This window comes from Fibrobacter sp. UWEL (assembly GCF_900142535.1).
Lineage (GTDB): Bacteria > Fibrobacterota > Fibrobacteria > Fibrobacterales > Fibrobacteraceae > Fibrobacter.
The window spans coordinates 30,356-53,914 of record NZ_FRBE01000021.1; the positions used below are offsets into that span (position 1 = coordinate 30,356).

Here is a 23,559-nt window from a genome sequence, read left to right on the forward strand (position 1 = left end):
GAGTTATGAATTATGAGTTACGAACTCATCGCTCACTGCTCTTACAACTTAATAGAACAAGCCTTAGCGTTCCAGATTTCCTTAGCGTACTGGTCGATGGTACGGTCAGAGCTGAACTTGCCCATGCGAGCTACGTTCAGGATAGCCATTTCTGCCCAGTGCTTCTTGTCCTGGTAAGCTTCTGCAACCTTCTTCTGCATGTCGACGTAGCTACGGAAGTCTGCGCAGAGCATGTACGGGTCGTGAGTCAGGAGCTTGTCGGCGATGTGCTTGAACAGGTCCGGACGATCCGGGCTGAAGAAGCCAGAGCCGATCAGGTCGATCACGCGACGGAGATCGTCGTCGGATTCGTAGAAGTCGCGAGGACGGTAGCCCTTAGCCAAGAGGTCGGTAACTTCTTCAACGGTGAGACCGAAGATGAAGATGTTTTCGTCACCCACTTCTTCCTTCATTTCCACGTTAGCGCCATCGAGAGTACCGATGGTGAGAGCGCCGTTGAGGGCGAACTTCATGTTACCGGTACCAGAAGCTTCGGTACCTGCAGTGGAGATCTGTTCGGACAGGTCTGCTGCCGGGATGATCTTTTCTGCGAAGGAAACGCGGTAGTTTTCCAGGAAGACCATCTTCAGCTTGCCCTTGCATGCGGGATCAGCGTCGATGATTGCTGCCACTGCGTTAGCCAGGCGGATGATCTGCTTAGCCATCCAGTAACCAGGAGCGGACTTACCACCGATCATGATGGTACGGGGCATGATTTCCTTGCCATCCTTGATCTGGATGTACAGGTGGATAGCGTGGAGGATGTTCAGGAGCTGGCGCTTGTATTCGTGAATACGCTTGACCTGCACGTCGAAGAACATGTTGGTGTCCAGTTCGACGCCCTGAGATTCCTTCAGGTACTTGGCCAGACGTTCCTTGTTCTGCTTCTTCACGTCCATGAATGCCTTCTGGAACTTAGCATCCTTGGCGAACTTTTCCAGCTGACGCAGATCGTCCAGATCCTTGACCCAGGATTCACCGATCTTGCTGGTAACCAGTTCGGACATAGCCGGGTTAGCCTTGCGGACCCAGCGACGAGGTGTGACGCCGTTAGTCTTGTTGTTGAACTTTTCAGGCCACAGTTCGTAGAAGTCCTTGAACAGGGTGGTCTTGAGAAGGTCGGAGTGCAGAGCTGCCACACCGTTCACAGCGTAGGAACCTACGATGGAGAGGTATGCCATGCGGATCATCTTGCAGCCACCTTCTTCGATGAGGCTCATGCGACCGAGACGAGCGTTGTCGCCGGGCCACTTGAGGGAAACCATGCGCAGGAAGCGAGCATTGATTTCGAAGATGATCTGGAGATGACGGGGGAGGAGCTTTTCGAAGAGGCTAACAGGCCACTTTTCGAGAGCTTCCGGCATCAAGGTGTGGTTGGTGTATGCAAAAGTCTTGGTAACGATTTCCCATGCATCGTCCCATTCCAGGTTTTCTTCGTCAAGAAGAATGCGCATCATTTCGGCGATAGAGATTGCCGGATGAGTGTCGTTCAGCTGGATGGCGACCTTTTCGGGGAAGACCTTCCAATCATTGTTGTGGGTCTTCTTGAAACGGTTGATGATGTCCTGCAGAGATGCAGAGCACAGGAAGTACTGCTGCTTCAGGCGCAGTTCCTTACCGTTCATGGAGGAGTCGTTGGGGTAGAGAACCTTGGAGATGGTTTCAGAAAGTTCCATGTCCTGCACAGCGGCGATGTAGTCACCGTTGTTGAAGTAGGAGAGGCCGAAGTCGTCGGTGGACTTGGCGCTCCAGAGGCGCAGGTTGTTCACGGTGTTGTTTTTGTAACCCGGAATCGGAGTATCGTAGGGGAGAGCCAGGACGTAGTCCTTGGTTTCCCAACGGTTGCGGAGCTTGCCCTTTTCGTCGGTCCAGCTTACAACGTAGCCGAAGAAGGGAACCTTGATTGCGTTTGCGGGGCGAGCGATTTCCCACGGGTTGGGGAGACGGAGCCAGTTATCCGGCTGTTCTTCCTGTTCGCCGTTCACGATCTTCTGGCTGAACATACCGTATTCGTAACGGATACCCATACCGGTTGCGGGAAGTTCCAGAGTTGCCATGGAATCCAGGAAGCAAGCTGCCAGACGGCCAAGACCGCCGTTGCCCAGACCTGCGTCCACTTCCTGTTCGCGAAGTTCGTCCAGAGTCATGCCCACTTCGTCCAGAGCTTCGGTCACAGCACCTTCAACGTCCAGGTTCAGGACGGAGTTACCGAGGGTACGGCCGATGAGGAATTCCAGGGACAGGTAATAGACGCGCTTCACGTCCTTTTCGTAGTAAGTTTCCTGAGTCTTGATCCAGCGGTCAACCAGACGGTCACGAACTGCGTAAGCAACGGCCAGGAACTTTTCGTGGTCGGTCACAGTGTCCATGCTGCGGGCGAGGGTGTGGTTGATGTGGTCGGTAAATGCCTTGCGGAATGCTTCTGCATCGGTACCGAGCACGGGGGCTGCTGTTTTCTTGGTAGTCTTTGCCATAAGATTTCCTATGGGTTAGGGTTTAAATTCTTTCGGAATAAAGTTTAGAAAACTTTACCGAAAATGTGGCAAAAAACTTATGCAAATGTGGTGCCAAAGGTGAAAAATGTTGAATTGGTCACAATGGAGCGTTTATCCCTTTACATGTTTGACAATTTTTACGGGTGAATTTGACAGAAAATGTTAGATTAGGGGCATGAATATTATGAAAAAAGCTTTTGTCAGCGTTATTGCTTTGTCTGCAATGTCCTTTATGGTGGCTTGCGGTGATGATTCCGGCAGTCCCACTGCTCCAACCCCTGTTCCTGCGGCCAGTTCCGACTCCCAGGTGATTCCGACTCCGGTATCTAGCGCAAGTGTTGATCCGGGCGTTCCCGCTTCCAGCGCCGCTGCTGTGGATCCTGTGAATACGGATCCTACCATACCGGCATCTTCTGCCAGCACGATTCCTGCTGTAGAAGGCTCTTATCCTGATGAACTGCTTTATACCATCGATCCCACTATCGCTGTAACCGCCGATGCAGATGGCTTCTATGATATTGCCGATATTTACAAGGCTGCGCCCCAGACTAGCAAGATTGCTTTCGTCATTCGCCATTCCGCTCGTGCGGATAGTACTGGCAAACTGTCGCCCTTGACTACTAAGGGCGCCGCACAGGCCCAGGAGCTGGGTAAACGCATTGGTGGGACGGAACCGTTCTACTATGCTTCCACGGACTTTGTGCGCACTCGTGAAACTGCTGCAAATATTGCAGTGGGCCGCGGTGAAACTCCTGTGGTTGAAACCCTGGACATTATCGACGGTAACTACTTCTATCGCAAGGATGCTACCATCGATATTGAAGATCTCAAGAAGAAGTCCACCGACTTGAATACCTTGATTTCTCGCTATTGCTACAACTATACTTTCCCCAATGCAGAAACGAACGCTCTGGTGTACGCTTCCTTCTATCCGCTGTTCTCTCGCGGTAATCAGTTTGTGAAGGAAGTGGTCCTGGATAACATGGCCAACTGGAAGCGAGTCAGCATTCTGGTCACTCACGATGTTCTGGCAGAACCCATGGTTGTCTATGCCTCCAACAGGGCGGTTAACCTGAAGGCCTATTCCAAGGCTGATGGATATCGTTGGGTGAACTTCATGTCCGGCGTGGCAGTGGTTGTGAGCGAAGCTGGTGCCGTAAGTATCTACCCGGTTCGCGGTTACGACGTGGGCTGGCAGAATCCTAGCGAAGCAAAGGCTGAAGCCCAGGCTGATACCGCTGCTGAACCGATCATCAAGTAATTTAAAATGAAAGTTGCTGTCCTTGGCTCTTCCGGCCTCATAGGAAAGAACGTGCTTAAACTCCTGGTCCGCCTGGACCAGGTTGTTCGTGTTTACTGTCCTGTACGTAAACTTCCCGGCCAGGGCTCTCCGGACCTTGCCTCCATGGGAATTCTGGATGGCTCGTCCAAGCTGGACTTCGAGGTGGTGGACTTCTCTACGCTAGGTGCGGAAGGGGAGGGTCATCAAAAGGTTCTGGCGGGTTTCCTTGGGTGCGATGCGGTTGTCTGCTGTCTTGGTACCACGAAGAAGCAGGCTGGCTCGAAAGCGGAACAGGAACGGGTGGATACTCGACTTCCCCTGATGCTTGCTGCTATTGCCAAGAAGGCTGGCGTGAAGAACTTCCTTTGCGTAAGTGCCATGGGCGCTGACTCCCATTCTCCTTTCTTCTATAACCGATTGAAGGGAAACCTGGAAGATGGCCTGACCATGATGAACTTCGAAACCTTGACTCTGGTCCGCCCGTCCTTGCTTTTGGGTCAGCATAATGACAAGCGCTTGGGTGAAGAGTTACTGCAGAAGTTCTTTGGCAGGAACGCCATGCTGGTCCCTAGCTTCTTTAGGCCTGTTCACGCGGAGACCGTTGCTGCACACTTAGTGACATCCATTCTTAAACCGCCCAAGGATCACATCAACGTGACTGACGGTGTGAAAGGCAAACGCATTATCTATAACAGAGTGCTGGCCAAGACGAAAGTGGACCAGTTGTTCTAAAAACAGAAGCCTCCCATGTGGGAGGCTTTGCTGTTTAACCCTTGAATTTCATGAACTTGTACAGGTACTTGGCGGACTGTACGGGGGTTTTCAGGAAAGAACGCTTCTTGCAGCCACTGAGAGCGAAACCCTGCAGGACCTTGTAGAGTCCAACCTGGGTAGGCTTGTCGATGTGGAGCAGGAACTTGCGGAACTTGTTCTCGAAGTCGTGCATTTTTCCGAAGTAGTCATAGCAACGCTTTTCGTAAAGCTTCATGAAGTTCTTGCTCAGGTTGGCTGCATCGCCAGAGGTGGCGGTCAGGCCCTCGTGGACGGTCTGTGCACAGAACCGTCCGGCGCGCATGGCGGCCGCGATGCCGCCTCCGGTGAGGGGGTTTGTATGATGGGCGGCATCGCCAACGAGGGCGAAGCGGTCCAGACTGTATTCCTTCAGGATACTGGAAACAGGAATGACGCCGCCAACCACCTTATTGATCTTTGCGCCCGGGAAGAGCTTGTCCAGCCATTCCATGGTGACTTCGTAAATGCTGGGGCCTGCCTTAGGCGGAATCAAAAAGCCTGCGCCGAACTTGGTGACGTTGCTCTTCTGCTTGGGGAAGCTCCAGATGTAACCATCGTTAATGAAGTCGTGACCCTGCCAGAAGGTCAGGTAGTCGGGGCGAGTCAGCATGCCATCCACCTGGATGTCGATGCCGGTGCATGTACCGCTGGGCTTCTGCAGGCAATCCAGGCCCACCATGCGGCCAATGCGGCTTTCGACGCCGTCTGCAGCCACAACCATCTTGGCGCGAATTTCCTGTGTGGATGTCTCGGTAACGGATCCGTCTCCGTTGCCCTTACCCAGCACGACGCGAACGGTTCTGAAACCATCCTTGCCAGAACCTTCCACTTCGCTGACGAATTCTGCGCGAGCGGCAGTCACCACTTCGGCGCCGTCGTCGGCAGCAAGCTTTGCAAGCCAGGGGTCAAACTTTTCGCGGTCCAGCATGATGCCGGTACCGGGCTGAGGGAGCTCGATGTTTACACCATCGGGGCCGTAAATATAAAGGCCGTTGATAATGCTTTCGATGCAGCTGTCGTCAATGGGACCGTAGGTCTGCAAGTCGGAAAGTTTGGTGCTAGCTTCACCGCAACGTACGGGATAGCCAATCTTTTCGCGCTTTTCCAATAACAGAACCTTGTGACCCTCACGGGCCAAATTACGGGCTGTAACGGAACCGCCGGGGCCTGCGCCAATGACAACTACGTCGTACTGGTTATCAAGCATTGTTCACCTCCTGCATGCTGAGTGCACCTACAGGGCAGGTGCGAGTGCAAAGTCCGCAGCGGATGCACTTCTCGTGATCGATCTGCAAATCCAGACCGTACATATCCAGGGCCATCTTGGGGCAAACGCCCACGCAGCCTGCACATTTCAGGCATTTATCTTTCTGGTGAACAAGCTTCTTCATTTTGCGAAATATATAAAATGCAGGAATGTTCGTCGTGGATTCTAGAGACTAGAGGCTGGAAATTAGAGATTAGAGACTAGAGGCTAGTGGCTAGTGGTTAGTGGCTAGAACCTAGTCCCTAAATCCTAATACGGGTTTTCGCCGGTGAGACGCTTCTGGAAATCGTCGTGATTCAGGGGCTTGTCGAAAAGGAAGCCCTGAACGTTGTTGCAGTTCACTTCTTCCAGGAACTTGGCCTGGGCTTCGCTTTCCACGCCTTCGGCAATAACTTCCTTGTTCATTTCCTTGGCTAGGTTCACCACGTTCTTCACAACCACTTCGTCCATGGAGTTTTCCTTGCCGATGTTGTCCAGCAGGGACTTGTCCAGCTTGATGACGTTTACGTCAAAGTTCTTCAGGACGGTGAGGGTGGAATAACCGGTTCCAAAGTCATCGATGGAAACGGAAATGCCGTTCTGGCGCATGATGGTTACGAACCTCTGCATGGCCTTGTAATCGTCGTAGTCGGAAACTTCCGTCAGTTCCACTTCGATGAACTGGCTTTCCACCTTGTGCTGCTTCATGACATTGAGGATGTCTTCGGCGAAGTTGGGATTCTTCAGGTGACGCTTGGAGAAATTGACGGAAATACGGACCGGAGGAATGCCTGCTTCCACCCACTGCTGGATGTCTCGGCAAACGGATTTGAATACGTAGAAGTCCAGCTGGCAGATGGAGCCTTCCTGTTCCAGGATAGGTACGAAATCCATAGGCGGGACGATAGTCTTATGACGGATCCAGCGGACCAGGGCTTCGGAACCGCACAACTGCTTGGTCCTGATGTTCACCTTGGGCTGGTAATGAACGATAAATTCATGGTTCTGCAGGGCGTTGCGGAATTCGGTGGAGATTTCCCTACGGTGCATTGCCTGGATGTGCATTTCCGTGCTGAAATAAATCAGGTCGGAGGAACGCTGTTCCTTCGCTACGTTCAGGGCGATGGATGCGTTGTTCATCAATTCAGGAATGCCATCCTTGGGAGTGGCCGGATAGATTCCCATGCGGGCCTGGATCACGAATTCCACAGGCTTGGGACCCTGGGACAGTTTCACTTCGAACTTGGAGAAGCGATCGATGAATTTCTGCAGGTTGTCCTTCTTGACCAGCACATAGAAGTTATCGCCACCCAGACGGCAGACGATTTCAAATTCTTCCAGGCTATTCTTGATGGCATTAGCGTAGAGCTTGATTGCTAGATCGCCAATGGGGCTAGAGAGGGACTTGTTAATATACTTGAAGTTTTTCAGGTTAATGAAAATGCCTGCGAAATCCTTCAGCATTCCACGGGCGGCAAGCATACCCATCTTGCGGGTGAGGGTAGGCTGGTTGTCCACCTTAGTCATGGGATCTGTGGACAAGGCCATTTCCATAAAGTCCATCAGACGGGCGCGACCACCCAGAACAAAGAAGTCGTTGGCCAGTAGACGGCAAATTTGCAGTTCCTGCTCGTTAAACTGGTGGTCTTTTTCGGGGTAGAACAGAATTGTAAAAGAGCCGTGTTCCTTAGTGGCGAATTGCTCCATGTGGGCTTCGTTATCATTAAGGACGGGGCATACGGACGGGTCCTGGAAGGGAACCTGGACGATTTCCTCGCCGTTGGGGGCATATTCGGAGGTGGGTGCGTTCAAACTGGAGGCAAGACCTCCAATGTGTAATTCTTTTGCCAGGGGCGGGAATACTGCCTGCACTTTTGCAGGGAATGTCTTCATGGAAGCATTGGGCTCAGAGAGTGCCTCCCTGAACTTGCAATACGCCTCGCCGATGTTTGAAAATAGCATACTACCTCTTGCCCCACATGGGCCACACAACCAAAAACCGCGCCAAAAGTAAAAATTCCGCAAGATACTTTCAACCAGGATTTTAAAAACCCTGCTTAAAATGTGATGAATCTAACACAACGTTGTTGAAAATACTTTCTTTAAAATAAAGCGGAAAATATAATTCAAATTTTTTATTGGAGTTAGAGGTGTCTAATTTTTAGGAGGGCCCTGGGGGGAGTTTTCGTTCCGAGTTTGTAAATTGCCTCTGCCTGGATTTTCAGTTTTTCTATCTTTGGGCTGCATTTTATGAGGTAATCTCCTATGAGTACAGAGGCAGAAAAGCCGAATTTCATTACGTCCTCCCTTGACTTCCTGGTCAACTGGGGTCGTACCAATTCCCTGTGGCCGTTCCCTTATGGTACGGCTTGCTGTGCAATCGAATTCATGAGTACGGAAGTGGGCCGCTATGACCTTTCCCGTATCGGTTCTGAATACGTGCGCTTTACCCCGCGTCAGTCCGACGTCCTGCTGGTGTCCGGCACCATTACTTATAAGCAGGCTCCGATTCTGAAGCGTATGTACGAGCAGATGGCTGAACCCAAGTGGGTTATCGCCATGGGTGCTTGTGCAAGCTCTGGCGGTTTCTATGACTGCTACTGCACCGTTCCGGGTATTGACCACATTATCCCCGTAGACGTTTATATCGGTGGCTGCCCCAGCCGTCCGGAAGCATTCTTCGACGCCATGTTTGACCTGCAGAACAAGATCAAGGACGAGTCCTTCATGAAGCAGCGCGCCGAACGCGTCAAGGAACAGCTTGAACTCATCAAGGCCAAGACCGCCGAAGCCAAGGCTGAAGCTAAGGCTCTGGCCAGCGAAAAGATCGCCGATGCCAAGAATTTCCTGATTGAAAAGGAACAGAAGCTGGTGAAGAAAGCCCAGTTCTGGAAGGAGTAAGGAATGGAATCCGTAGACAAGATGATCGAAGTCCTGGGGGCCAAGTTCGGTGCAACACCGGACCAGGCTGCCAAGTGGGACGCTTGCGTAATCGTCCCCAAGGAAAACTTCCATAGCGCAGTGGAATACATCAAGAATGAAGCTCCTGCCAAGATGGAAATGCTCCTGGATGCAGCTGGTATCGACTACCTGACTTATCCCAACCATGAAGGTCCCCGCTTTGCGGTCTCCTATTCTTTCAAGAGCATGTCTACCGTCGGGGCCCGCATCCGTCTTAAGGTGCTGGTCAGCGAGGCAGACCTCCAGGTCCAGTCCATTACCGACCTGTACAAGAGCGCAGACTGGCTTGAACGTGAAGTCTTTGACCAGTATGGAGTTAAGTTCACTGGCCACCCCGACCTCCGTCGTATTTTGAACCACATTGAATTTGTTGGTCACCCGCTTCGCAAGGATTATCCTGCCCACAAGCGTCAGTGGCTTTCTACCAGCGACTTCCTGCTTCCCGTTCTGGAACAGCGCCTTGAATCCAAGGGTTACAAGGTCATCGAACGCTCCGAAGAAGTGGATCCCGTTGATGAAGATTTTCTTGAAGGGAGTATTAAGGCATGATCGTATTAGATCCGAATGGCGAAAAGCAGAGCCTGATGGCTCTGAACGTGGGTCCGACCCATCCGGCCACCCATCACTGCGTGCGTTTGCTTACCGCTCTCGATGGCGAAACCATCGTTGCTGGCGTCAGCGAAATCGGCTTTATGCACCGTGGTTTCGAAAAGATGGTGGAACGCGGCACCTGGCAGCAGGCTCTCCCGTACACTGACCGTCTGAACTACTGCTCTGCCATGATGAACAACATCGCTTTCTGCCGTAGCGTAGAAAAGATGTTCGGTATCGAAATTCCTGAACGTAACAAGGTTATTCGTGTTATTGTGAACGAATTATCCCGTATCAACGACCACTTCATCTGCGTGGCCGCTGCATTCCAGGACCTTGGCGGTACCACTCCGTTCATGTATGCATTTAATCCCCGCGAAGAAATCATGCTGATTTGGGAAAAGCTCACTGGCGCTCGTCTGACCAACAGCTATGCCCGTATCGGTGGTCTCTATCGCGACACTTACAATGGTTTCGAAGACGAAGTTCTCGCTGCCTGTAAGTCTGTGGAAAAGGCCCTCAAGGACCTCCACGCTTGCTTGGATCGTAACCGTATCTTCCTGGATCGTACCGTTGGCGTTGCCAAGATCTCCAAGGAAGACGCTATCAGCTACGGCTGGACCGGCCCTGTACTCCGTGCTACCGGCGTAGAAAGCGACCTGCGTAAGGATGAACCTTACTACGACTACGAAACCTACGACTGGGATGTTGTGGTGGGCACCAATGGTGACTCCAACGACCGTCTCCAGGTTCGTCTGTACGAAATTGAAGAATCCGTGAAGATCGTTCGCCAGGCTCTCAAGCGCCTCGCTCCGGGTCCCATCGACATCGTCGACCCGCGTATCCGCGTGCCGTCCCACAAGATGGCTTACCAGGATATGGAAGGCCTCATTGGCCGTTTCAAGAGCGTTTACGAAGGCATCCGCGTACCGGAAGGCGAATTCTACTGCGGTACCGAATGTGCTAACGGCGAACTGGGCTTCACCATCGTTTCCGATGGTTCCGGTCATCCGTACCGTATCAAGGTTCGTTCCCCGAGCCTCGCTCACGTTTCTGCTTTCAACTACCTGGTTGAAGGCCTTACCCTTGCTGACTCCATGGCAACTCTGCCTGGCCTCAACATGATTGCAGGAGAACTCGACCGATGAGAGAACATATTGAAGGTGCCGTTCAGGTCGTTGCAAACAACAACCTGAAGTTCGATCGCCCGCAGCAGCCCATTGGTGCTCTGCCGGATCCGGCTGAAACTTTTGGCCACGTCCACAAGGCACAGCCCCAGCCTCCTACTAAGGAAGTGCTGGACAAGCTGAACGCTCCCGAAATCAAGGAACGTTGTGCAGATCTCCTGAGCCGCTATCCTGAAGGCCAGGGCGCTCTCCTGGAAGTCCTGTGGCTCGTGCAGGGTGTATTCGGCTGGGTTCCCACCGAAGGTATCCGCTGGGCTGCAAATGTCTGCGGTTGCGCTCCTGCTCACGCTCTTGGCGTTGCAACTTTCTATACCATGTACAATCACGCTCCCAAGGGCAAGTTCCTGTTGCAGTTCTGCCGCAACATCAGCTGCGCTATCAAGGGCGCTCAGCCTCTGATCAAGTACGTGGAAAACAAGCTGGGCATCAAGTCCGGCGAAACCACTCCCGATGGCATGTTCACCATCCTCCAGGTAGAATGCCTGGGCTCCTGCGGCAATGGCCCCATGATGCTGGTGAACGATGATTTTGCCACTGACGTTGTGGATGGCGAACTGAAGATGAAGCGCGGTACTACTCTGACCGAAGCTTCCATCGACCGCATCGTTGACTGGTGCAAGGCTCACGCCAATAACGTTCCCAAGCACGACGTGCTGGGCGGTATCGTGAAGGGCCACTGCGGTCACCCGGGTGCTCCTGGTGCAACTGCAAAGCCTCAGGTCAACGACTATGCTCCTCCTAGCCCCGTTCTCTGCGTCAAGGCTGAAGCCGACGAAACCGGCGCTACCCTCACTTGGAAGGGCGCTCCGGAATTCACCAAGATCGTGGTGGAAAAGAAGAACGGTTCTGAATGGGTCGCTGTTGGCGAACCCGGCGTCAAGGACAAGGCATTTGTGGATGCTGCTGGTAAGGTCGGCGATGAATATCGCATGATCGCTACCTCTGGCGAACGCGTTGCTAAGCCTTCCGCTGTTGCTGTCACCACTCAAAAGCCCGCCCCGGTGGAAGAGAAGAAGGTATAATTATGGCAGAATGCGTAAAAGTTTGTACTGAAAACTTCGGCAAGGGCGCCCAGGACATTGAAGTCTACAAGAAGCTGGGCGGCTACGAAAACATTTCCGAACGTCTGTTCAACATGAGCCAGTTCGAGCTCATCGACTACGTGCAGCGCACCAACCTGCGTGGCCGTGGTGGTGCAGGCTTCCCCACTGGTATGAAGTGGAGCTTCGTGCCCCGCGGTACCGGTAAGCCTGTGTACATCGTGGTGAACGCTGACGAAGGCGAAGGCGGTACCTTTAAGGACCACTTCCTCATGCTGGAAGATCCCCATCGCCTGATCGAAGGCTTGATTATCGCTGCCTGGGCTCTGGGCTCTCGCGCTGCATACATCTACTGCCGTGGCGAATTCCTGCCCTGCATCGAAAGCCTGAACAAGGCTTTGAACCAGGCTTATGCCGCTGGCTACCTTGGCGAAAACATCTGCGGAACTAAGTTCTGCTTCGATATCTTCGTCCATCGTGGTGCTGGCGCCTACATTTGCGGTGAAGAAACCGCACTCATTAACTCTCTCGAAGGCCAGAAGGGTCAGCCCCGCCTGAAGCCGCCTTTCCCGGCTGTGAGCGGTGCTTGGAAGTCTCCTACCTGCGTGAACAACGTAGAAACCATTATGGCACTTCCCTGGATCCTGAAGCACGATCCTAGCGAATACGCCAAGATGGGTACTCCTCGTGCAGGTGGTACCAAGGTGTTCTGCATTTCCGGTGACGTGAAGAATCCGGGCGTGTACGAAGCTCCTCTGGGCACTCCCATGATGACCATGATCAACGAATACGCTGGTGGCGTCGTTGGTGGCAAGCTGAAGGCTGTGCTGCCCGGTGGTTCTTCTTGCGCTCCCCTGACCGCAGAAGAAGCTGAACAGGCTACCATGGATTACGAATGCCTGGCTTCCATGAAGACCATGTTCGGTTCCGGCGCCATGATCGTGATCAACGATACTCACAACATGGTGGACCTGCTGAACGTGCTGGGTAACTTCTACAGCCACGAATCCTGCGGCCAGTGCACTCCCTGCCGCGAAGGTACCGGTCTTCTGCACCGCATCCTGAACCTCATCGTCGAAGGCAAGGGCCACGATGGTGACGTGGAACTGATGCAGAGCCTCTGTGGTGGTTTCGGTGGTGTGACTATTTGCCCGCTGTCCATTTCCTTGGGCGGCCCGGTTGGCGCCTACAGTGCCAAGTTCCGTGCAGACTTTGACGAATACATCGCAAAGAATCCGGATCACGCAAAGCCCCGTGTACAAGAAACTTATCGTCCTGGAATCTTCTGGTAATCATTATGAGTAACTTCTATAACATGCCGAAACTCCCGACCGAAAACAGCCCGAAGGTGGAAATCTTCGTGGATGACAAGGCCGTCATGGTTCCTGGCGATACAAACCTCCTCGAAGCCCTCAAGGCTATCGGGATCGAAACTCCCCACGTCTGTTACCATCCGTATCTGCCGGTTTCTGGTAACTGCCGTCAGTGCCTGGTCGAACAGGAAGGCCCCCGCGGTCGTATGCTGGTCATTGCCTGCTATACTCCTGTTGCTCCTGGTATGAAAATCTACACTCCTGCTTCCTCTGCCCGCGTGAAGAACGCCCGCAAGGCTACTCAGGAATTCATGCTGGTGAACCATCCGCTGGATTGCCCCATTTGCGACAAGGCCGGTGAATGTACCCTGCAGGAAAACTACATGGAAGCTGGACAGAACGAAGGCCGTATGCGTCCGGAATATGGCAAGAACTATCACGGCAATCCTGCCCACCAGTTCGTGGACAACAAGGGTCAGGTCCGTGGCGGTAAGCATGTGGACATCGGTCCCCGCATCCTTCTGGACGAAGAACGTTGCGTGCAGTGCGACCGTTGCGTGCGTTTCATGCGTACCATTGCCAAGGACGAACAGCTGCAGCTTGCTGGCCGTGCCGACCACACTTACATCTCTACTTTCCCCGGCGAAAAGCTGGACCACGAATATGACCTCTGCGTCACTGACGTGTGCCCCACCGGTGCAATGACCGCCAAGTACTTCCGCTTCCAGAAGCGTGTATGGCTCCTGAGCCACACTCCCACCATCTCTATGGATGACTCTCTGGGCGCAAACATCTGGCTGGATCATGCTGATGGTAAGATCTACCGTATGATGCCCCGTTGCAATCCGGAAGTGAACCGTAGCTGGCTCTCCAATACCAGCCGTCTCGCTTTCCAGACCTTCAATCAGAATCGTCTGCCCGCTATCGGTGGCATGCACATCATGAAGGAAGCTCTGGCTTCTGCTTCTGGCAAGATTGCTCTGGTGGCTGGTGGCGAATGCACCATCGAAGACCTGGCAGCTCTCCGCATGCTGAATGATTCCCTGGGCGACCGCGCTGATATCTTCGCCGGTTCTCTCAAGCTGAAGTCCGAACCCGATGGCATTGCCAAGAGCGGTGACCCCATGGCCAACCGCGCAGGCTTCAAGCTCCTGGGTCTCCCGGATGACAATCTGTGGGATCTGGCTCAGAATGTTTCCAACTACTCTGTATTGGTCTGCGTGAACAACAACATCGTTGGCGAAGGCAACAAGTCCATGGACGTAATCGAAAAGATTCCGACCCGTATCGTTCTTTCTGCTTTCAACGACGAAACCGCTGCCAAGGCAACTCTCGCTTTCGGTATCAAGCACTGGAGCGAAGTTCAGGGCACCATGGTCAACAGCCTCAACATTCTCCAGAAGTTGAACGCTGCTCCCACCTGCCCGGATGCAGAACTGAAGCCCGCATACGAAGTTCTTTCTGAACTTGCTGGTAACACCTTCACCTGTGCCTATGACGCTTTCAAGAAGGCTGCCGAATACGCTCCGGCTCTGGCTGGCCTCGCTTACGACTGCATCAAGAGCACTGGCCTTCATCTCGAAGGAGGTAACGCATAATGGATATTATCGAATCCAAAACTTGGGTTGAATGGCTGATCACGATCGCAAAGTTCGCCTTCTGCTTCGTGCCGGTCCTCTACATCCTTCTCTTGATTCCTATGGAACGCCGTGGCGCCGGCTTTATGCAGGACCGTCAGGGACCTAACCGTTCCTACATCAAGTTCCCCGTCTTCGGTAAGGTTCGTCTGTTCGGCTATGTGCAGAACATGTGCGACGGTACCAAGCTGTTCTTCAAGGAAATGTTTGCTCCTAAGGGCTCCAGCAAGTTCCTGTACTATCTGGGACCTGCAATTCCCTTTGCGATCGTCTTCCTTTCTCCCTGCGTCATTCCCTGGTTCGGCCCTCTGGCTTTCGAATGGGGTGGCAAGGCTGTGAACATCTCCGGTTCCATCCTGGATTCCGATGTAGGTATCCTGCTTCTCTTCGGTCTGTCCTCCCTGTCTGCCTACGGTGCAGTTCTTTCTGGTTGGGCATCCAAGTCTAAGTACAGCTACCTGGGTTCTCTCCGTACTTCCGCAATGACCGTGAGCTACGAAGTCTGCCAGGGCCTCTCCATGATGGGCCTCCTGGTTCTCGCAGGTTCTTTCAACCTGACCGACATCGTCAGCTGGCAGGAACACCACGTCTGGGGTATCGTTGCCCAGCCTGTGGCATTCTTCTGCTTCCTCATTGCAACTATCGCCGAAACCGGTCGTGCTCCCTTCGACGTTGCTGAAGGTGAACCTGAACTGGTTGCTGGTTACCATACTGAATATGGTGCTATGCAGTTCGGTATGTTCTACATGGGTGAATACGCTCATATCTGTATCGCTTCCTTCCTGGTGGCAACCCTCTTCCTGGGTGGCTACTCTGTACCGTTCGTTACCACTGAAACCATGCAGGCTCACATGGGCGGCACTCTCGCCGTTCTTTGCGGCGTGCTTGCTTTCCTGGCTCTTGCATTCCTCCACATGGTCCATCGCTACTCCAAGAAGCTCCGCGCTTCCAAGCAGTCCAACAAGATGGTCATCCTTCAGGAATACAAGCTGTACAACCTGGTGGGCGGCATCGCTGCTGTAGTGTTCGTCGCTGCAGCAATCTGCGCTTGGATGTTCTACACCCCGGAAATCGCTCACACTGCAAGTGGTGCAAACACCTTGGCTACCGCCCTTGGCACCGCAGTGATTCATCTGCTGGTACTCGTAGTCAAGAGCGTGATGTTCTGCTGGGTCTGGATTTGGGTCCGCTGGACTCTGCCCCGCTTCCGTTATGACCACGTCATGCACTTGGGCTGGAAGATCATTCTTAACATCGCTATCCTGAACCTCATTGTGACTGCAGTTGTTGCAAAGCTTGTGGGAGGTAGTAACTAATGGCTCGTATTATTAAACAGAAGCCCATGAACTGGGTGGAACGCCTCTACATTTTCGAGGCTATGCGTGGTCTTTGGACCACCCTCAAGCACGCTGCCCGCGGTTTCTTCCGCTATGAACAGCTGCCCACCATTTCCTATCCTGAAGGTCAGCCGGAAATTCTCCCGACTTACCGTGCAAAGCATCGCTTGATGCTGCGCCCCGATGGCACTCCTCGTTGCGTTGCCTGCGGTATGTGCGCTGCTGCTTGCCCTGCTCACTGTATCTTCATCGAAGCAACTCAGTCCGATGATCCCCGTATCGAAAAGCGCGTCATGCGTTTCGACATCGACCATCTGGTCTGCGTGTTCTGCGGTCTTTGCGCAGAAGCTTGCCCGGTAGATGCCCTCCGCATGGATACCAAGGAAATCGTATTTGAACACCGCACCCGTGAAGAATTCGTGGCTCACATGGCTGATCTCATTAACTGGGATCCCAAGGATTACCCCGATGACGCACAGAGCCAGATGGCTCCGGGCGGTACCAAGAACGCCGAGGCCCGCAAGGTCTGGGGAATGGAGGTTAAAAACTAATGCTCGCCCTGATTTATTTCATCGTACTTGGAGTTATCGCAATTGGTTCTGCCATCTGCGTGCTCCTGGCCAAGCACCCTCTGTATGGTGCTCTTTCCCTCATCCTTTCCATGCTTTCCCTCGCTGGCATTTACGGCCTGCTGGGTAGCCCTTTCATCGGTGTGGTCCAGATCATGGTTTATGCCGGTGCAATCGTCATGCTCCTGACCTTCGTGATCATGGTGCTGAACGCTGGCAAGGATAACAACACTCCCCGTTTCGACAAGGTTTCCCTGTTCGTCGTTCCCGCAGTTGTTGTTCTTTGCGGTCTGGTTGGCTTCGTCCTGGTTCGTGCTCCTCTCGCATTCGACGCTACGACTATCCGTGGCAGCGTGAAGTTCACTTCCGAGACCTTGTTCAACATGGCTCAGAACGGCCCCGGTTACTTCATCTTGTTTGAAGTTCTCGGTCTGTTGCTTCTGTCTTCTATGGCTGCTGCAGTTCTCATGGCTAAGAAGCGCCTGGGTTCTGAAGTGTCTGAAAAGGAGGAAAAATAATGGAACTCCAAGCTATGTACATTCAGATTCTCGCCCTGGTGATTTTCACCATCGGCCTGACTGTCGCAATTTCCCGCCGCAATATCTTCTTCGTGCTGATGGGTGTTGAACTCGCCCTGAACGCAGTGAACCTGAGCATGGTTGGTTTTGCAAAGACTCTGCCCGCAGCCCTGAGTACTGCTGGTCAGATCGTCCCGCTGTTCACTATTGCAGTTGCCGCCGCAGAAGCTTGCGTTGGCCTCGCTCTGGTGATCCTGATTTTCCGTAACCGTGAAAGCGTTGACTCTGACTCTTTCACTAACATGAAGGGGTAAGCCATGACAAATTTACCGCTTTGGTTCATTCCGCTTTTCCCGCTGATCGGTACGATCCTGCTGGGCATCATTGCCGTAGCATCTTCCGGTAGCAAGAAGGGCCCTTCTGAAGGTCTGGTGGGTGCTCTCGCAGTACTGTTCCCCGCTCTTGCCTTCGCAAGCGTTGTGGTTCTCTCCCTGAACATGCCTGAAGAAGGCATCCGCAGCGTTGTTTGCAACTGGATCGACCTTGCATTCCTCAATGTGAATGTGGGCTTCCTGTTCGATAACCTGTCCCGCATTATGTTGCTGTTCGTAACTGGCATCGGCTCTCTGATTGCCCTTTACTCCATCGGCTACATGCACGGTGACCGCGGTTTCGCTCGCTTCTTCTCCTACATCAACTTGTTCCTCTTCAGCATGATCGTGCTGGTGTTGAGCGATAACCTGATGCTTACCTTCTTCGGTTGGGAAGGCGTGGGTCTCTGCTCCTACCTGCTGATTGGCTTCTGGAACCATGATAAGGATAACTGCAAGGCTGCTAACAAGGCTTTCATCGTCAACCGCGTTGGTGACATCGGCTTCCTCGTGGGTATGCTGATCCTCATCTTCCTGGGCCTGAACTTTGCGCAGTCCTCTTCCATTCTGAACTATGATACCCTGATTGCCTTCCTCAAGAACGCAATCGCTGGCGGCCAGGTCGTGATTATCATGCCGGCTCTCACCGCTGCTGGTATCTGCTTCTTCATTGGTTGCACTGGTAAGTCCGCTCAGATTCCTCTTCTCACTTGGTTGCCCGATGCAATGGCTGGTCCTACTCCGGTGTCTGCATTGATCCATGCTGCAACCATGGTGACCTCCGGCGTTTACCTGCTGGCTCGTCTTTCTACCATGTTCGCAGTTCTGCCCAGCGTTCTGACCATCATCACTGTTGTTGGTGCTCTGACTGCTTTCTGGGCTGCTGTTTCTGGTCTCTTCCAGAACGACATCAAGAAGGTGCTGGCTTACTCCACTATCTCTCAGCTGGGCTATATGTTCATGGCTGCAGGTGTGGCTGCCTTTGACGCTTCCATCTTCCACGTCTTTACCCATGCCTTCTTCAAGGCAGCTCTCTTCCTCGGTGCCGGTGCAGTGATTCATGCTCTGTCTGGCGAACAGGATATGCGCAAGATGGGTGGCCTGGCCAAGAAGGTTCCCGTTACCGCAGGCGTGATGCTTCTCGCTTTCGCTGCCATTATCGGTATCCCGGGCTTCGCAGGCTTCTGGTCCAAGGACCTGATTCTTGAAAAGCTGTACATGAGTGGTCCTATGGGTCCTGCATTCTATGCAATCGGCCTTCTCACCGCAGTGATTACCGCCGTTTATATGACTCGCCTGATTATCATGACCTTCTTCGGTGAATATCGCGGTTCCAAGGAAAGCGAAGCTCACATTCACGAAGCTCCGGCTTGCATGCTGATCCCCATGGTGATCCTGGCTGCTGGTGCCGTTGGTACTGGTTACCTCTGGGCTGAATCTCTGGGTCTCACCACCTTCGAACACTCTCTCGCTCCGGTTGTGGGCGAAGCTCAGATGGCTGTGGCTCACTCCGCCGCTCATGTGAACCCCATGATGTTTGCCGCTCTCGGTACTCTCGCCGCTCTGGTGGGTATCGCCATTGCTTACGTGGCATTCAAGAAGGTTCCCGCTGCTACTGCTAGCACCCGCCCGGAAGGCTGCAAGGCTACTTGGACCTTCCTCTTCGACATCATTCACGGCTGGTTCATTGGTCTTACCAATATCATCGCCTGGATCGTCGACAACTGTGTGGATAAACTGGTGCAGTTTGCTCAGTGGCTGGTTGCAAGCATCGCCCTGATTCTGGGTGATGGCGCAGCCGCCTTCCAGGTACGCAAGGTTCGCCTGCAGCTTGCTCTTAGCATCGCTGGTGTGGCAGTCCTTGTACTTGTTGTTCTTCTGACTGGAGGTATGATCTAATGCTTCTGAATCTCCTCGTCTTGGCCCCGTTCGTTGCAGCTATCCTCATGGTTGCAACTTCCAAGGAAGATCCTAAGTCTTCCTCTCGCATGGCCTTCCTCTTTGGCATCGCTTTCGTAGTGATGTCTGTCGCTCTTCTCGTCACTGGCAACCAGGCCACCGATCCTGTGGAATGGTTCAAGCTCCCTGGCGCAAAGGGCCCTGTCTACTACTTCCTCTATAACGGCAGCTTTGGCGGCTGGATGGTGCTCCTCTCCACGGTGCTCTCTCTGGTTGCTCTGATTTCTGCTCGCAACACTACTTGCAAGAACTACCGCAACTTCGCCATCGGCATCTTCGCCTTGATGGGCACAATGAACGGTACCTTCCTTGCTGGTGACGCTGTTCTCTTCTTCTTCTTCTTCGAAGCAATGGTGATTCCCGCTGCAATGCTTATCGCTGCATTCGGCGGCAAGGAAAAGGCCAAGGCTGCTATGACATTTGCCATCTACACTCTCGTGGGTTCCGCTCCCATGATGGTTGCTCTGTGGTACATGCTCACTATCGCTGATAACGCCCTGCCCATTTCCCTGGCTAGCGCTTTCCACACCATGGATCCTTCTCTCCAGATGACCATCGTGGTAAGCTTCCTCCTCGCTTTCCTGGTGAAGACTCCGATTTTCCCGTTCCACGGCTGGCAGGCAATCTCCTATGCTGAAGCTCCCGCTCCTCTCTCTGCAATCCTTACCGGTGCAATGAGTAAGGCTGGCGTGTTCGGCATGCTTTACTGGGTGATCCTGGTCTTCCCGGAACGCACTATGGACATCGCAACCCCCATGATGATTCTCGGTCTCGTGACTGCCGTCTATGGCGCTCTCATGGCTCTCCGCGCTAAGGATGCCAAGAAGCTCCTGGCCTTCAGCTCCATGGGTCACCTTGGTCTTGCTGTTGCAGGTCTTTTCACCATTACCGATACCATGTTCCCCGCAGTGCTGATCCTCCTGGTTGCTCACGGTCTTTCCGCTGGCGCCCAGTTCTTCCTGATGGGTATTGCAGAACGTTACACCGGTACTCGCGAACTGGACAAGCTGGGCGGCCTGGCCGCTAAGACTCCTGTGTTTGGCACCCTGTTCGGCTTTGTGGCTGTCATGGCCCTGGCTGTTCCCGGTACCGCAGGCTTCATCGGTGAATTCAACGTTCTCGTTTCCCTGTGGCTCATCGGTCCCGTACCTGCTCTCGTTGCAGGTCTCTGCATCATCCTTTCCGCAGCTTACATGCTCCGCTTTGTCCAGAAGGTCATCTTCGGCAAGGCTCAGAGCGAATACGTTGAAGGTCCTCGCATGACTGCCCTGGAAGGTTCTTCCATCGGTATCATGGCAATCCTTCTCCTGGTCTTTGGTATGCATCCCGCATTCGTGACCTCCAACTCCTACAACCTCCTCTCTGAAGAGACCATCGAAAAGATGAAGGCTCCCACTGAAGTGGTGAAGGAAGAAGCTCCCGCTGAAGTGGAGAAGGTAGAGGCTCCCGCAGCAGAACCCGCTCCGGAAGAAGGTATCGAAGACGTGGCTCAGCCCATGACTGAAGATGACTTCAAGCAGCTGGATGAAAACCTGAAGGCAAACGGCTTTAGCGATGAAGAACGCGCTTCCCTGATCGCTCAGCTGAAAGAAATGAATGCTGCTGAAGGAGGTAACAACTAATGAATACCATCATGATTCTTCTGCCGGTAATCCTGGTCGCCTTTGGCGCCCTCATCACTCTGGCAACAGAACCGTTCCTCAAGGATGAAAACAAGCACACGGTTCTTCCCTGGATTGCTTCCGCTTTCTTCCTGGTAGCTATCGGTTCTTACTACCTGGTTTCTACCGATACCGCATTTGGCCTGTACGCTATGGATCCGGTTCGCCGCCTCCTGGGCATTGCAGTCCTGTTCTGCGGTTTCCTGGGCATCGCTGGTGTCCAGTGGACCCTCGGTCATGAAAAGTTCAAGGGTGGCGAAGCTTACGCACTCTTGATGCTCGCTACCTGCGGCGCCGCTCTCATGACTCAGGCTGTGGATTACCTGGCCCTGTTCCTGGGTATGGAACTGGCAAGTTTCCCCATTTACGCTCTGGTTGCTCTCCGTCGTAAGGACGTGAACGCTGGCGAAGGTGCTTTCAAGTACTTCGTTTCCGGCTCCATCTTCAGCGCCATCTTCCTCTACGGTGTGGCTCTGGTCTACGGTGCAACTGGTTCTACCCATTTCGGCGCCAAGATCCTGGAAGGTCGCGAATCTCTGTTCGCCATCGGTTCCTTCCTCACCGTGATTGGCCTGCTCTTCAAGGCTGGTGCAGCTCCCGTCCACTTCTGGGTGGCCGACGTTTACACCGGCGCTTCCGTTGCAGTGACCGGCTTCATGGCTGCCGTTGTTAAGGTGGGCGCTCTTGCCGCTCTCGCTTCTGTATGGCTTGGCACTTTGGCCGCAAAGACCGGCGTTGTTGCCTGGAACCTTGCTGAACCCGCAACCTTCGGCGCACAGCCCAAGGCTCTGTACTACGTGGTCATCATCGTCTCCCTGCTTTCCATGGTCTACGGTGCTTTCGGTGGCTTGGCTCAGAAGTCCATCCGCCGTATCCTGGCATACTCCGCAGTGATGAACGCTGGCTTCATCGTTATCGGCCTCCTGCTCCCCGCATTCGTGGAAAAGGGCTCCGTCCAGATGAGCTCCATGTTCTACTTCCTGCTGACCTACGCAATCGGTTCCGCTGGCGCCCTCACTGGTGTTGCCTACCTGGCAGGCCGTGACGACCGCAACGAAACTCTGGACGATCTCCGCGGCCGTGGTCGCAAGCGCCCCTTCGTTGCCCTGGGTACCGCAGTTTGCTTGGCAAGCCTCGCTGGCCTTCCGCCTGCAGCTGGCTTCCTGGCCAAGTTCTCCCTGTTCTCCGAAGCAATGGCTGGTGGTCTCGGCTGGCTCGCCGCTGTAGCATTCGCCCTGTCCCTGGTGGCAGCCGTCTACTACCTCCGCGTGGCCTTCGTCCTCTTTGCCCCCGCTAAGTGCGAATGTGAAATCAAGTGCTGCTGCGCCAAGAGCGCACCCTTCAGCTATCTGCTGAAGTTCGGCGTGGCTGTTGCTGCTCTGGTGCTCCTGGCCCTGGGCGTCATGCCCAGCGTAGCACTGTAATTCCCCGAGAGTCATCCTGAGCGGAGCACCGAAGGTTCCCCGAGTGTCATCCTGAGCGGAGCACCTAAGGTGCGAAGTCGAAGGATCTAGGATCCCGTCAGGATCGATAAGCTCGTAATTAAGAAGAACACCCTGTAGGTTTAAGCCTGCGGGGTGTTTTTTGTTTAGACATTTTTTAGACAAAATCTTTTTTACAAAGAAATTTCGTTCAAACGGCCTCATTACAACGTGTATAGTAAAGAATAGGGGAGTTTGCCTATTCCGCAGGGCAATTTAGCCCAGAATAAACGATTATTAGTTACGAGATATGAGTTATGAGGAATAGCGTATTGAGGGATAAAGGTTTTGCTTTCGCTATCAGGGTCGTTAGACTCTATGGTTTTCTTACCAAAGAGAAATGTGAATTCATTTTATCTAAACAAATACTCAGAAGCGGAACAAGCATAGGTGCGAATGTTACGGAAGCGTCGTACGCGCAAAGTCGTCCAGATTTCTTTGCGAAAATAGGAATAGCCAAAAAAGAAGCTGCAGAAACCTTGTATTGGCTTGAATTGCTAAAAGAAACAGATTACATAAACGCTAGGCAATACGAATCAATGTATGAGGATTGCAATGAACTACTGAAAATGTTGGTTTCCATTTCCAAGAGAAACAACGCTAAAAATGACAACTCGTCATTCATAACTCATCATTCGTAATTGATATCAGCCTTGCGGATGAAAATGTTGAGGCAGCCGTTGGCATTATTACCATGAAATACGCCTTCAAGGCTGGGAAGTATGGTAGGATGCTCCCGATGATTGAGGAAAGGCTGAAGACCATCAGCATGAGTGATTGCGCAACCCTTATCAGTAAAATTGAGTTATATTTAGGTGAGTACGTAACTCGCACATCATTAAAGAGGTTGAAGATGGCATTCCAGAGTATTGGTCAAAGGCTTGGCTTCGTCAGCGCAGGCGATGTGCGTCGCGCCGAGGAAAAGGAAGTTCGTAGCCTCAGGGCGAAAAATGCAAGGAAGGATGCGAAAATAGCCTCACTGACTGCAGAAAATGCTGCTCTTAAGGCGCAACTTAAAGCCGCCCTTGCCACTAAGTAACCGCTAGCCTTTCGTCATCTAACGTCATCGTCATCCTGAGC

Annotated in this window: 20 protein-coding genes and 1 pseudogene; 17 read left to right on the forward strand and 4 right to left on the reverse strand. The window is 53.1% G+C overall.

Annotation, left to right across the window (positions count from 1 at the left end; genetic code table 11):
* Positions 1–41: 41 nt before the first annotated feature.
* Positions 42–2,513: a glycogen/starch/alpha-glucan phosphorylase gene (locus BUB59_RS12180; RefSeq protein WP_073230328.1), complete on the reverse strand. Its 2,472-nt coding sequence runs from the start codon at positions 2,511–2,513 to the stop codon at positions 42–44.
* Positions 2,514–2,709: 196 nt separating this feature from the next.
* Here BUB59_RS12180 and BUB59_RS12185 point away from each other — a divergent pair, with 196 nt between their 5' ends.
* The gene (locus BUB59_RS12185; RefSeq protein ID WP_073230330.1) at positions 2,710–3,795 is read left to right on the forward strand and encodes a histidine phosphatase family protein; all 1,086 of its coding nucleotides are present in this window, start codon (positions 2,710–2,712) and stop codon (positions 3,793–3,795) included.
* A gap of 6 nt (positions 3,796–3,801) precedes the next feature.
* The gene (locus BUB59_RS12190) at positions 3,802–4,548 is read left to right on the forward strand and encodes an NAD(P)H-binding protein (protein ID WP_073230332.1); all 747 of its coding nucleotides are present in this window, start codon (positions 3,802–3,804) and stop codon (positions 4,546–4,548) included.
* Between the two features lie 34 nt (positions 4,549–4,582).
* Here the strand turns inward: BUB59_RS12190 and BUB59_RS12195 are convergent, their stop codons facing one another.
* The 3 genes from BUB59_RS12195 to BUB59_RS12205 all read right to left on the reverse strand — a co-directional run bounded on the left by BUB59_RS12195 (position 4,583) and on the right by BUB59_RS12205 (position 7,816).
* On the reverse strand, positions 4,583–5,815 hold the full coding sequence (locus BUB59_RS12195) for a geranylgeranyl reductase family protein (RefSeq protein ID WP_073230334.1): 1,233 nt from the start codon (positions 5,813–5,815) through the stop codon (positions 4,583–4,585).
* Positions 5,808–5,999 carry a 4Fe-4S binding protein gene (locus BUB59_RS12200; protein WP_073230336.1) on the reverse strand — a complete coding sequence of 64 codons (192 nt, stop codon included), beginning with the start codon at positions 5,997–5,999 and terminating at the stop codon, positions 5,808–5,810. Before BUB59_RS12200 ends, BUB59_RS12195 begins: the two co-directional genes overlap by 8 nt.
* A 125-nt stretch (positions 6,000–6,124) precedes the next feature.
* A complete protein-coding gene (locus BUB59_RS12205) occupies positions 6,125–7,816 on the reverse strand; it encodes a putative bifunctional diguanylate cyclase/phosphodiesterase (protein WP_073230338.1) in 1,692 nt (563 codons plus the stop codon).
* 303 nt (positions 7,817–8,119) lie between these two features.
* Here BUB59_RS12205 and BUB59_RS12210 point away from each other — a divergent pair.
* From BUB59_RS12210 to BUB59_RS12280, 15 genes and pseudogenes are all read left to right on the forward strand, one after another.
* Positions 8,120–8,620 (forward strand): annotated as a pseudogene (locus BUB59_RS12210) (NADH-quinone oxidoreductase subunit B); the annotation flags it as partial.
* A 138-nt stretch (positions 8,621–8,758) separates the two neighbouring features.
* Positions 8,759–9,364: an NADH-quinone oxidoreductase subunit C gene (locus tag BUB59_RS12215; RefSeq protein WP_234980046.1), complete on the forward strand. Its 606-nt coding sequence runs from the start codon at positions 8,759–8,761 to the stop codon at positions 9,362–9,364.
* Positions 9,361–10,554: an NADH-quinone oxidoreductase subunit D gene (locus tag BUB59_RS12220; RefSeq protein WP_073230344.1), complete on the forward strand. Its 1,194-nt coding sequence runs from the start codon at positions 9,361–9,363 to the stop codon at positions 10,552–10,554. Before BUB59_RS12215 ends, BUB59_RS12220 begins: the two co-directional genes overlap by 4 nt.
* A complete protein-coding gene (locus BUB59_RS12225) occupies positions 10,551–11,615 on the forward strand; it encodes an NADH-quinone oxidoreductase subunit NuoE family protein (RefSeq protein ID WP_073230346.1) in 1,065 nt (354 codons plus the stop codon). Before BUB59_RS12220 ends, BUB59_RS12225 begins: the two co-directional genes overlap by 4 nt.
* Before the next feature lie 2 nt (positions 11,616–11,617).
* Entirely contained in the window at positions 11,618–12,925 is a 1,308-nt protein-coding gene (nuoF, locus tag BUB59_RS12230) for an NADH-quinone oxidoreductase subunit NuoF (protein WP_073230348.1), read from the forward strand.
* 23 nt (positions 12,926–12,948) lie between these two features.
* Positions 12,949–14,544: an NADH-quinone oxidoreductase subunit G gene (locus tag BUB59_RS12235; protein WP_234980047.1), complete on the forward strand. Its 1,596-nt coding sequence runs from the start codon at positions 12,949–12,951 to the stop codon at positions 14,542–14,544.
* Complete coding sequence (locus BUB59_RS12240; protein WP_073230353.1) at positions 14,544–15,899, forward strand: complex I subunit 1/NuoH family protein; 1,356 nt, start codon at positions 14,544–14,546, stop codon at positions 15,897–15,899. The genes BUB59_RS12235 and BUB59_RS12240 overlap by 1 nt, the downstream gene beginning before the upstream one ends.
* A complete protein-coding gene (locus BUB59_RS12245) occupies positions 15,899–16,471 on the forward strand; it encodes a NuoI/complex I 23 kDa subunit family protein (protein WP_234980048.1) in 573 nt (190 codons plus the stop codon). Before BUB59_RS12240 ends, BUB59_RS12245 begins: the two co-directional genes overlap by 1 nt.
* Positions 16,471–17,007 (forward strand): NADH-quinone oxidoreductase subunit J family protein, encoded by a 537-nt coding sequence (locus BUB59_RS12250; protein WP_073230355.1) that lies wholly within the window; start codon positions 16,471–16,473, stop codon positions 17,005–17,007. The genes BUB59_RS12245 and BUB59_RS12250 overlap by 1 nt, the downstream gene beginning before the upstream one ends.
* Positions 17,007–17,321 (forward strand): NADH-quinone oxidoreductase subunit NuoK, encoded by a 315-nt coding sequence (gene nuoK, locus BUB59_RS12255; protein WP_073230357.1) that lies wholly within the window; start codon positions 17,007–17,009, stop codon positions 17,319–17,321. The genes BUB59_RS12250 and nuoK overlap by 1 nt, the downstream gene beginning before the upstream one ends.
* Before the next feature lie 3 nt (positions 17,322–17,324).
* Complete coding sequence (gene nuoL / locus BUB59_RS12260) at positions 17,325–19,277, forward strand: NADH-quinone oxidoreductase subunit L (protein ID WP_073230360.1); 1,953 nt, start codon at positions 17,325–17,327, stop codon at positions 19,275–19,277.
* A complete protein-coding gene (locus BUB59_RS12265) occupies positions 19,277–20,959 on the forward strand; it encodes a complex I subunit 4 family protein (protein WP_073230362.1) in 1,683 nt (560 codons plus the stop codon). Before nuoL ends, BUB59_RS12265 begins: the two co-directional genes overlap by 1 nt.
* Positions 20,959–22,422, forward strand: coding sequence for an NADH-quinone oxidoreductase subunit N (locus tag BUB59_RS12270; protein ID WP_073230364.1), 1,464 nt, complete (start codon positions 20,959–20,961; stop codon positions 22,420–22,422). The genes BUB59_RS12265 and BUB59_RS12270 overlap by 1 nt, the downstream gene beginning before the upstream one ends.
* 314 nt (positions 22,423–22,736) lie before the next feature.
* Positions 22,737–23,120: a four helix bundle protein gene (locus tag BUB59_RS15840; RefSeq protein WP_073230366.1), complete on the forward strand. Its 384-nt coding sequence runs from the start codon at positions 22,737–22,739 to the stop codon at positions 23,118–23,120.
* 53 nt (positions 23,121–23,173) lie between these two features.
* On the forward strand, positions 23,174–23,518 hold the full coding sequence (locus BUB59_RS12280; RefSeq protein ID WP_073230369.1) for a hypothetical protein: 345 nt from the start codon (positions 23,174–23,176) through the stop codon (positions 23,516–23,518).
* Positions 23,519–23,559 lie beyond the last annotated feature (41 nt).

What these genes read in the sequence shown, in the direction of transcription:
- BUB59_RS12180 (WP_073230328.1), bottom strand. Translation starts at nt 2,513, where the DNA reads ATGGCAAAGACTACCAAGAAAACAGCAGCCCCCGTGCTCGGTACCGAT.
- BUB59_RS12185 (WP_073230330.1), top strand. Translation starts at nt 2,710, where the DNA reads ATGAATATTATGAAAAAAGCTTTTGTCAGCGTTATTGCTTTGTCTGCA.
- BUB59_RS12190 (WP_073230332.1), top strand. Translation starts at nt 3,802, where the DNA reads ATGAAAGTTGCTGTCCTTGGCTCTTCCGGCCTCATAGGAAAGAACGTG.
- BUB59_RS12195 (WP_073230334.1), bottom strand. Translation starts at nt 5,815, where the DNA reads ATGCTTGATAACCAGTACGACGTAGTTGTCATTGGCGCAGGCCCCGGC.
- BUB59_RS12200 (WP_073230336.1), bottom strand. Translation starts at nt 5,999, where the DNA reads ATGAAGAAGCTTGTTCACCAGAAAGATAAATGCCTGAAATGTGCAGGC.
- BUB59_RS12205 (WP_073230338.1), bottom strand. Translation starts at nt 7,816, where the DNA reads ATGCTATTTTCAAACATCGGCGAGGCGTATTGCAAGTTCAGGGAGGCA.
- BUB59_RS12215 (WP_234980046.1), top strand. Translation starts at nt 8,759, where the DNA reads ATGGAATCCGTAGACAAGATGATCGAAGTCCTGGGGGCCAAGTTCGGT.
- BUB59_RS12220 (WP_073230344.1), top strand. Translation starts at nt 9,361, where the DNA reads ATGATCGTATTAGATCCGAATGGCGAAAAGCAGAGCCTGATGGCTCTG.
- BUB59_RS12225 (WP_073230346.1), top strand. Translation starts at nt 10,551, where the DNA reads ATGAGAGAACATATTGAAGGTGCCGTTCAGGTCGTTGCAAACAACAAC.
- nuoF (WP_073230348.1), top strand. Translation starts at nt 11,618, where the DNA reads ATGGCAGAATGCGTAAAAGTTTGTACTGAAAACTTCGGCAAGGGCGCC.
- BUB59_RS12235 (WP_234980047.1), top strand. Translation starts at nt 12,949, where the DNA reads ATGCCGAAACTCCCGACCGAAAACAGCCCGAAGGTGGAAATCTTCGTG.
- BUB59_RS12240 (WP_073230353.1), top strand. Translation starts at nt 14,544, where the DNA reads ATGGATATTATCGAATCCAAAACTTGGGTTGAATGGCTGATCACGATC.
- BUB59_RS12245 (WP_234980048.1), top strand. Translation starts at nt 15,899, where the DNA reads ATGGCTCGTATTATTAAACAGAAGCCCATGAACTGGGTGGAACGCCTC.
- BUB59_RS12250 (WP_073230355.1), top strand. Translation starts at nt 16,471, where the DNA reads ATGCTCGCCCTGATTTATTTCATCGTACTTGGAGTTATCGCAATTGGT.
- nuoK (WP_073230357.1), top strand. Translation starts at nt 17,007, where the DNA reads ATGGAACTCCAAGCTATGTACATTCAGATTCTCGCCCTGGTGATTTTC.
- nuoL (WP_073230360.1), top strand. Translation starts at nt 17,325, where the DNA reads ATGACAAATTTACCGCTTTGGTTCATTCCGCTTTTCCCGCTGATCGGT.
- BUB59_RS12265 (WP_073230362.1), top strand. Translation starts at nt 19,277, where the DNA reads ATGCTTCTGAATCTCCTCGTCTTGGCCCCGTTCGTTGCAGCTATCCTC.
- BUB59_RS12270 (WP_073230364.1), top strand. Translation starts at nt 20,959, where the DNA reads ATGAATACCATCATGATTCTTCTGCCGGTAATCCTGGTCGCCTTTGGC.
- BUB59_RS15840 (WP_073230366.1), top strand. Translation starts at nt 22,737, where the DNA reads ATGAGGAATAGCGTATTGAGGGATAAAGGTTTTGCTTTCGCTATCAGG.
- BUB59_RS12280 (WP_073230369.1), top strand. Translation starts at nt 23,174, where the DNA reads ATGAAATACGCCTTCAAGGCTGGGAAGTATGGTAGGATGCTCCCGATG.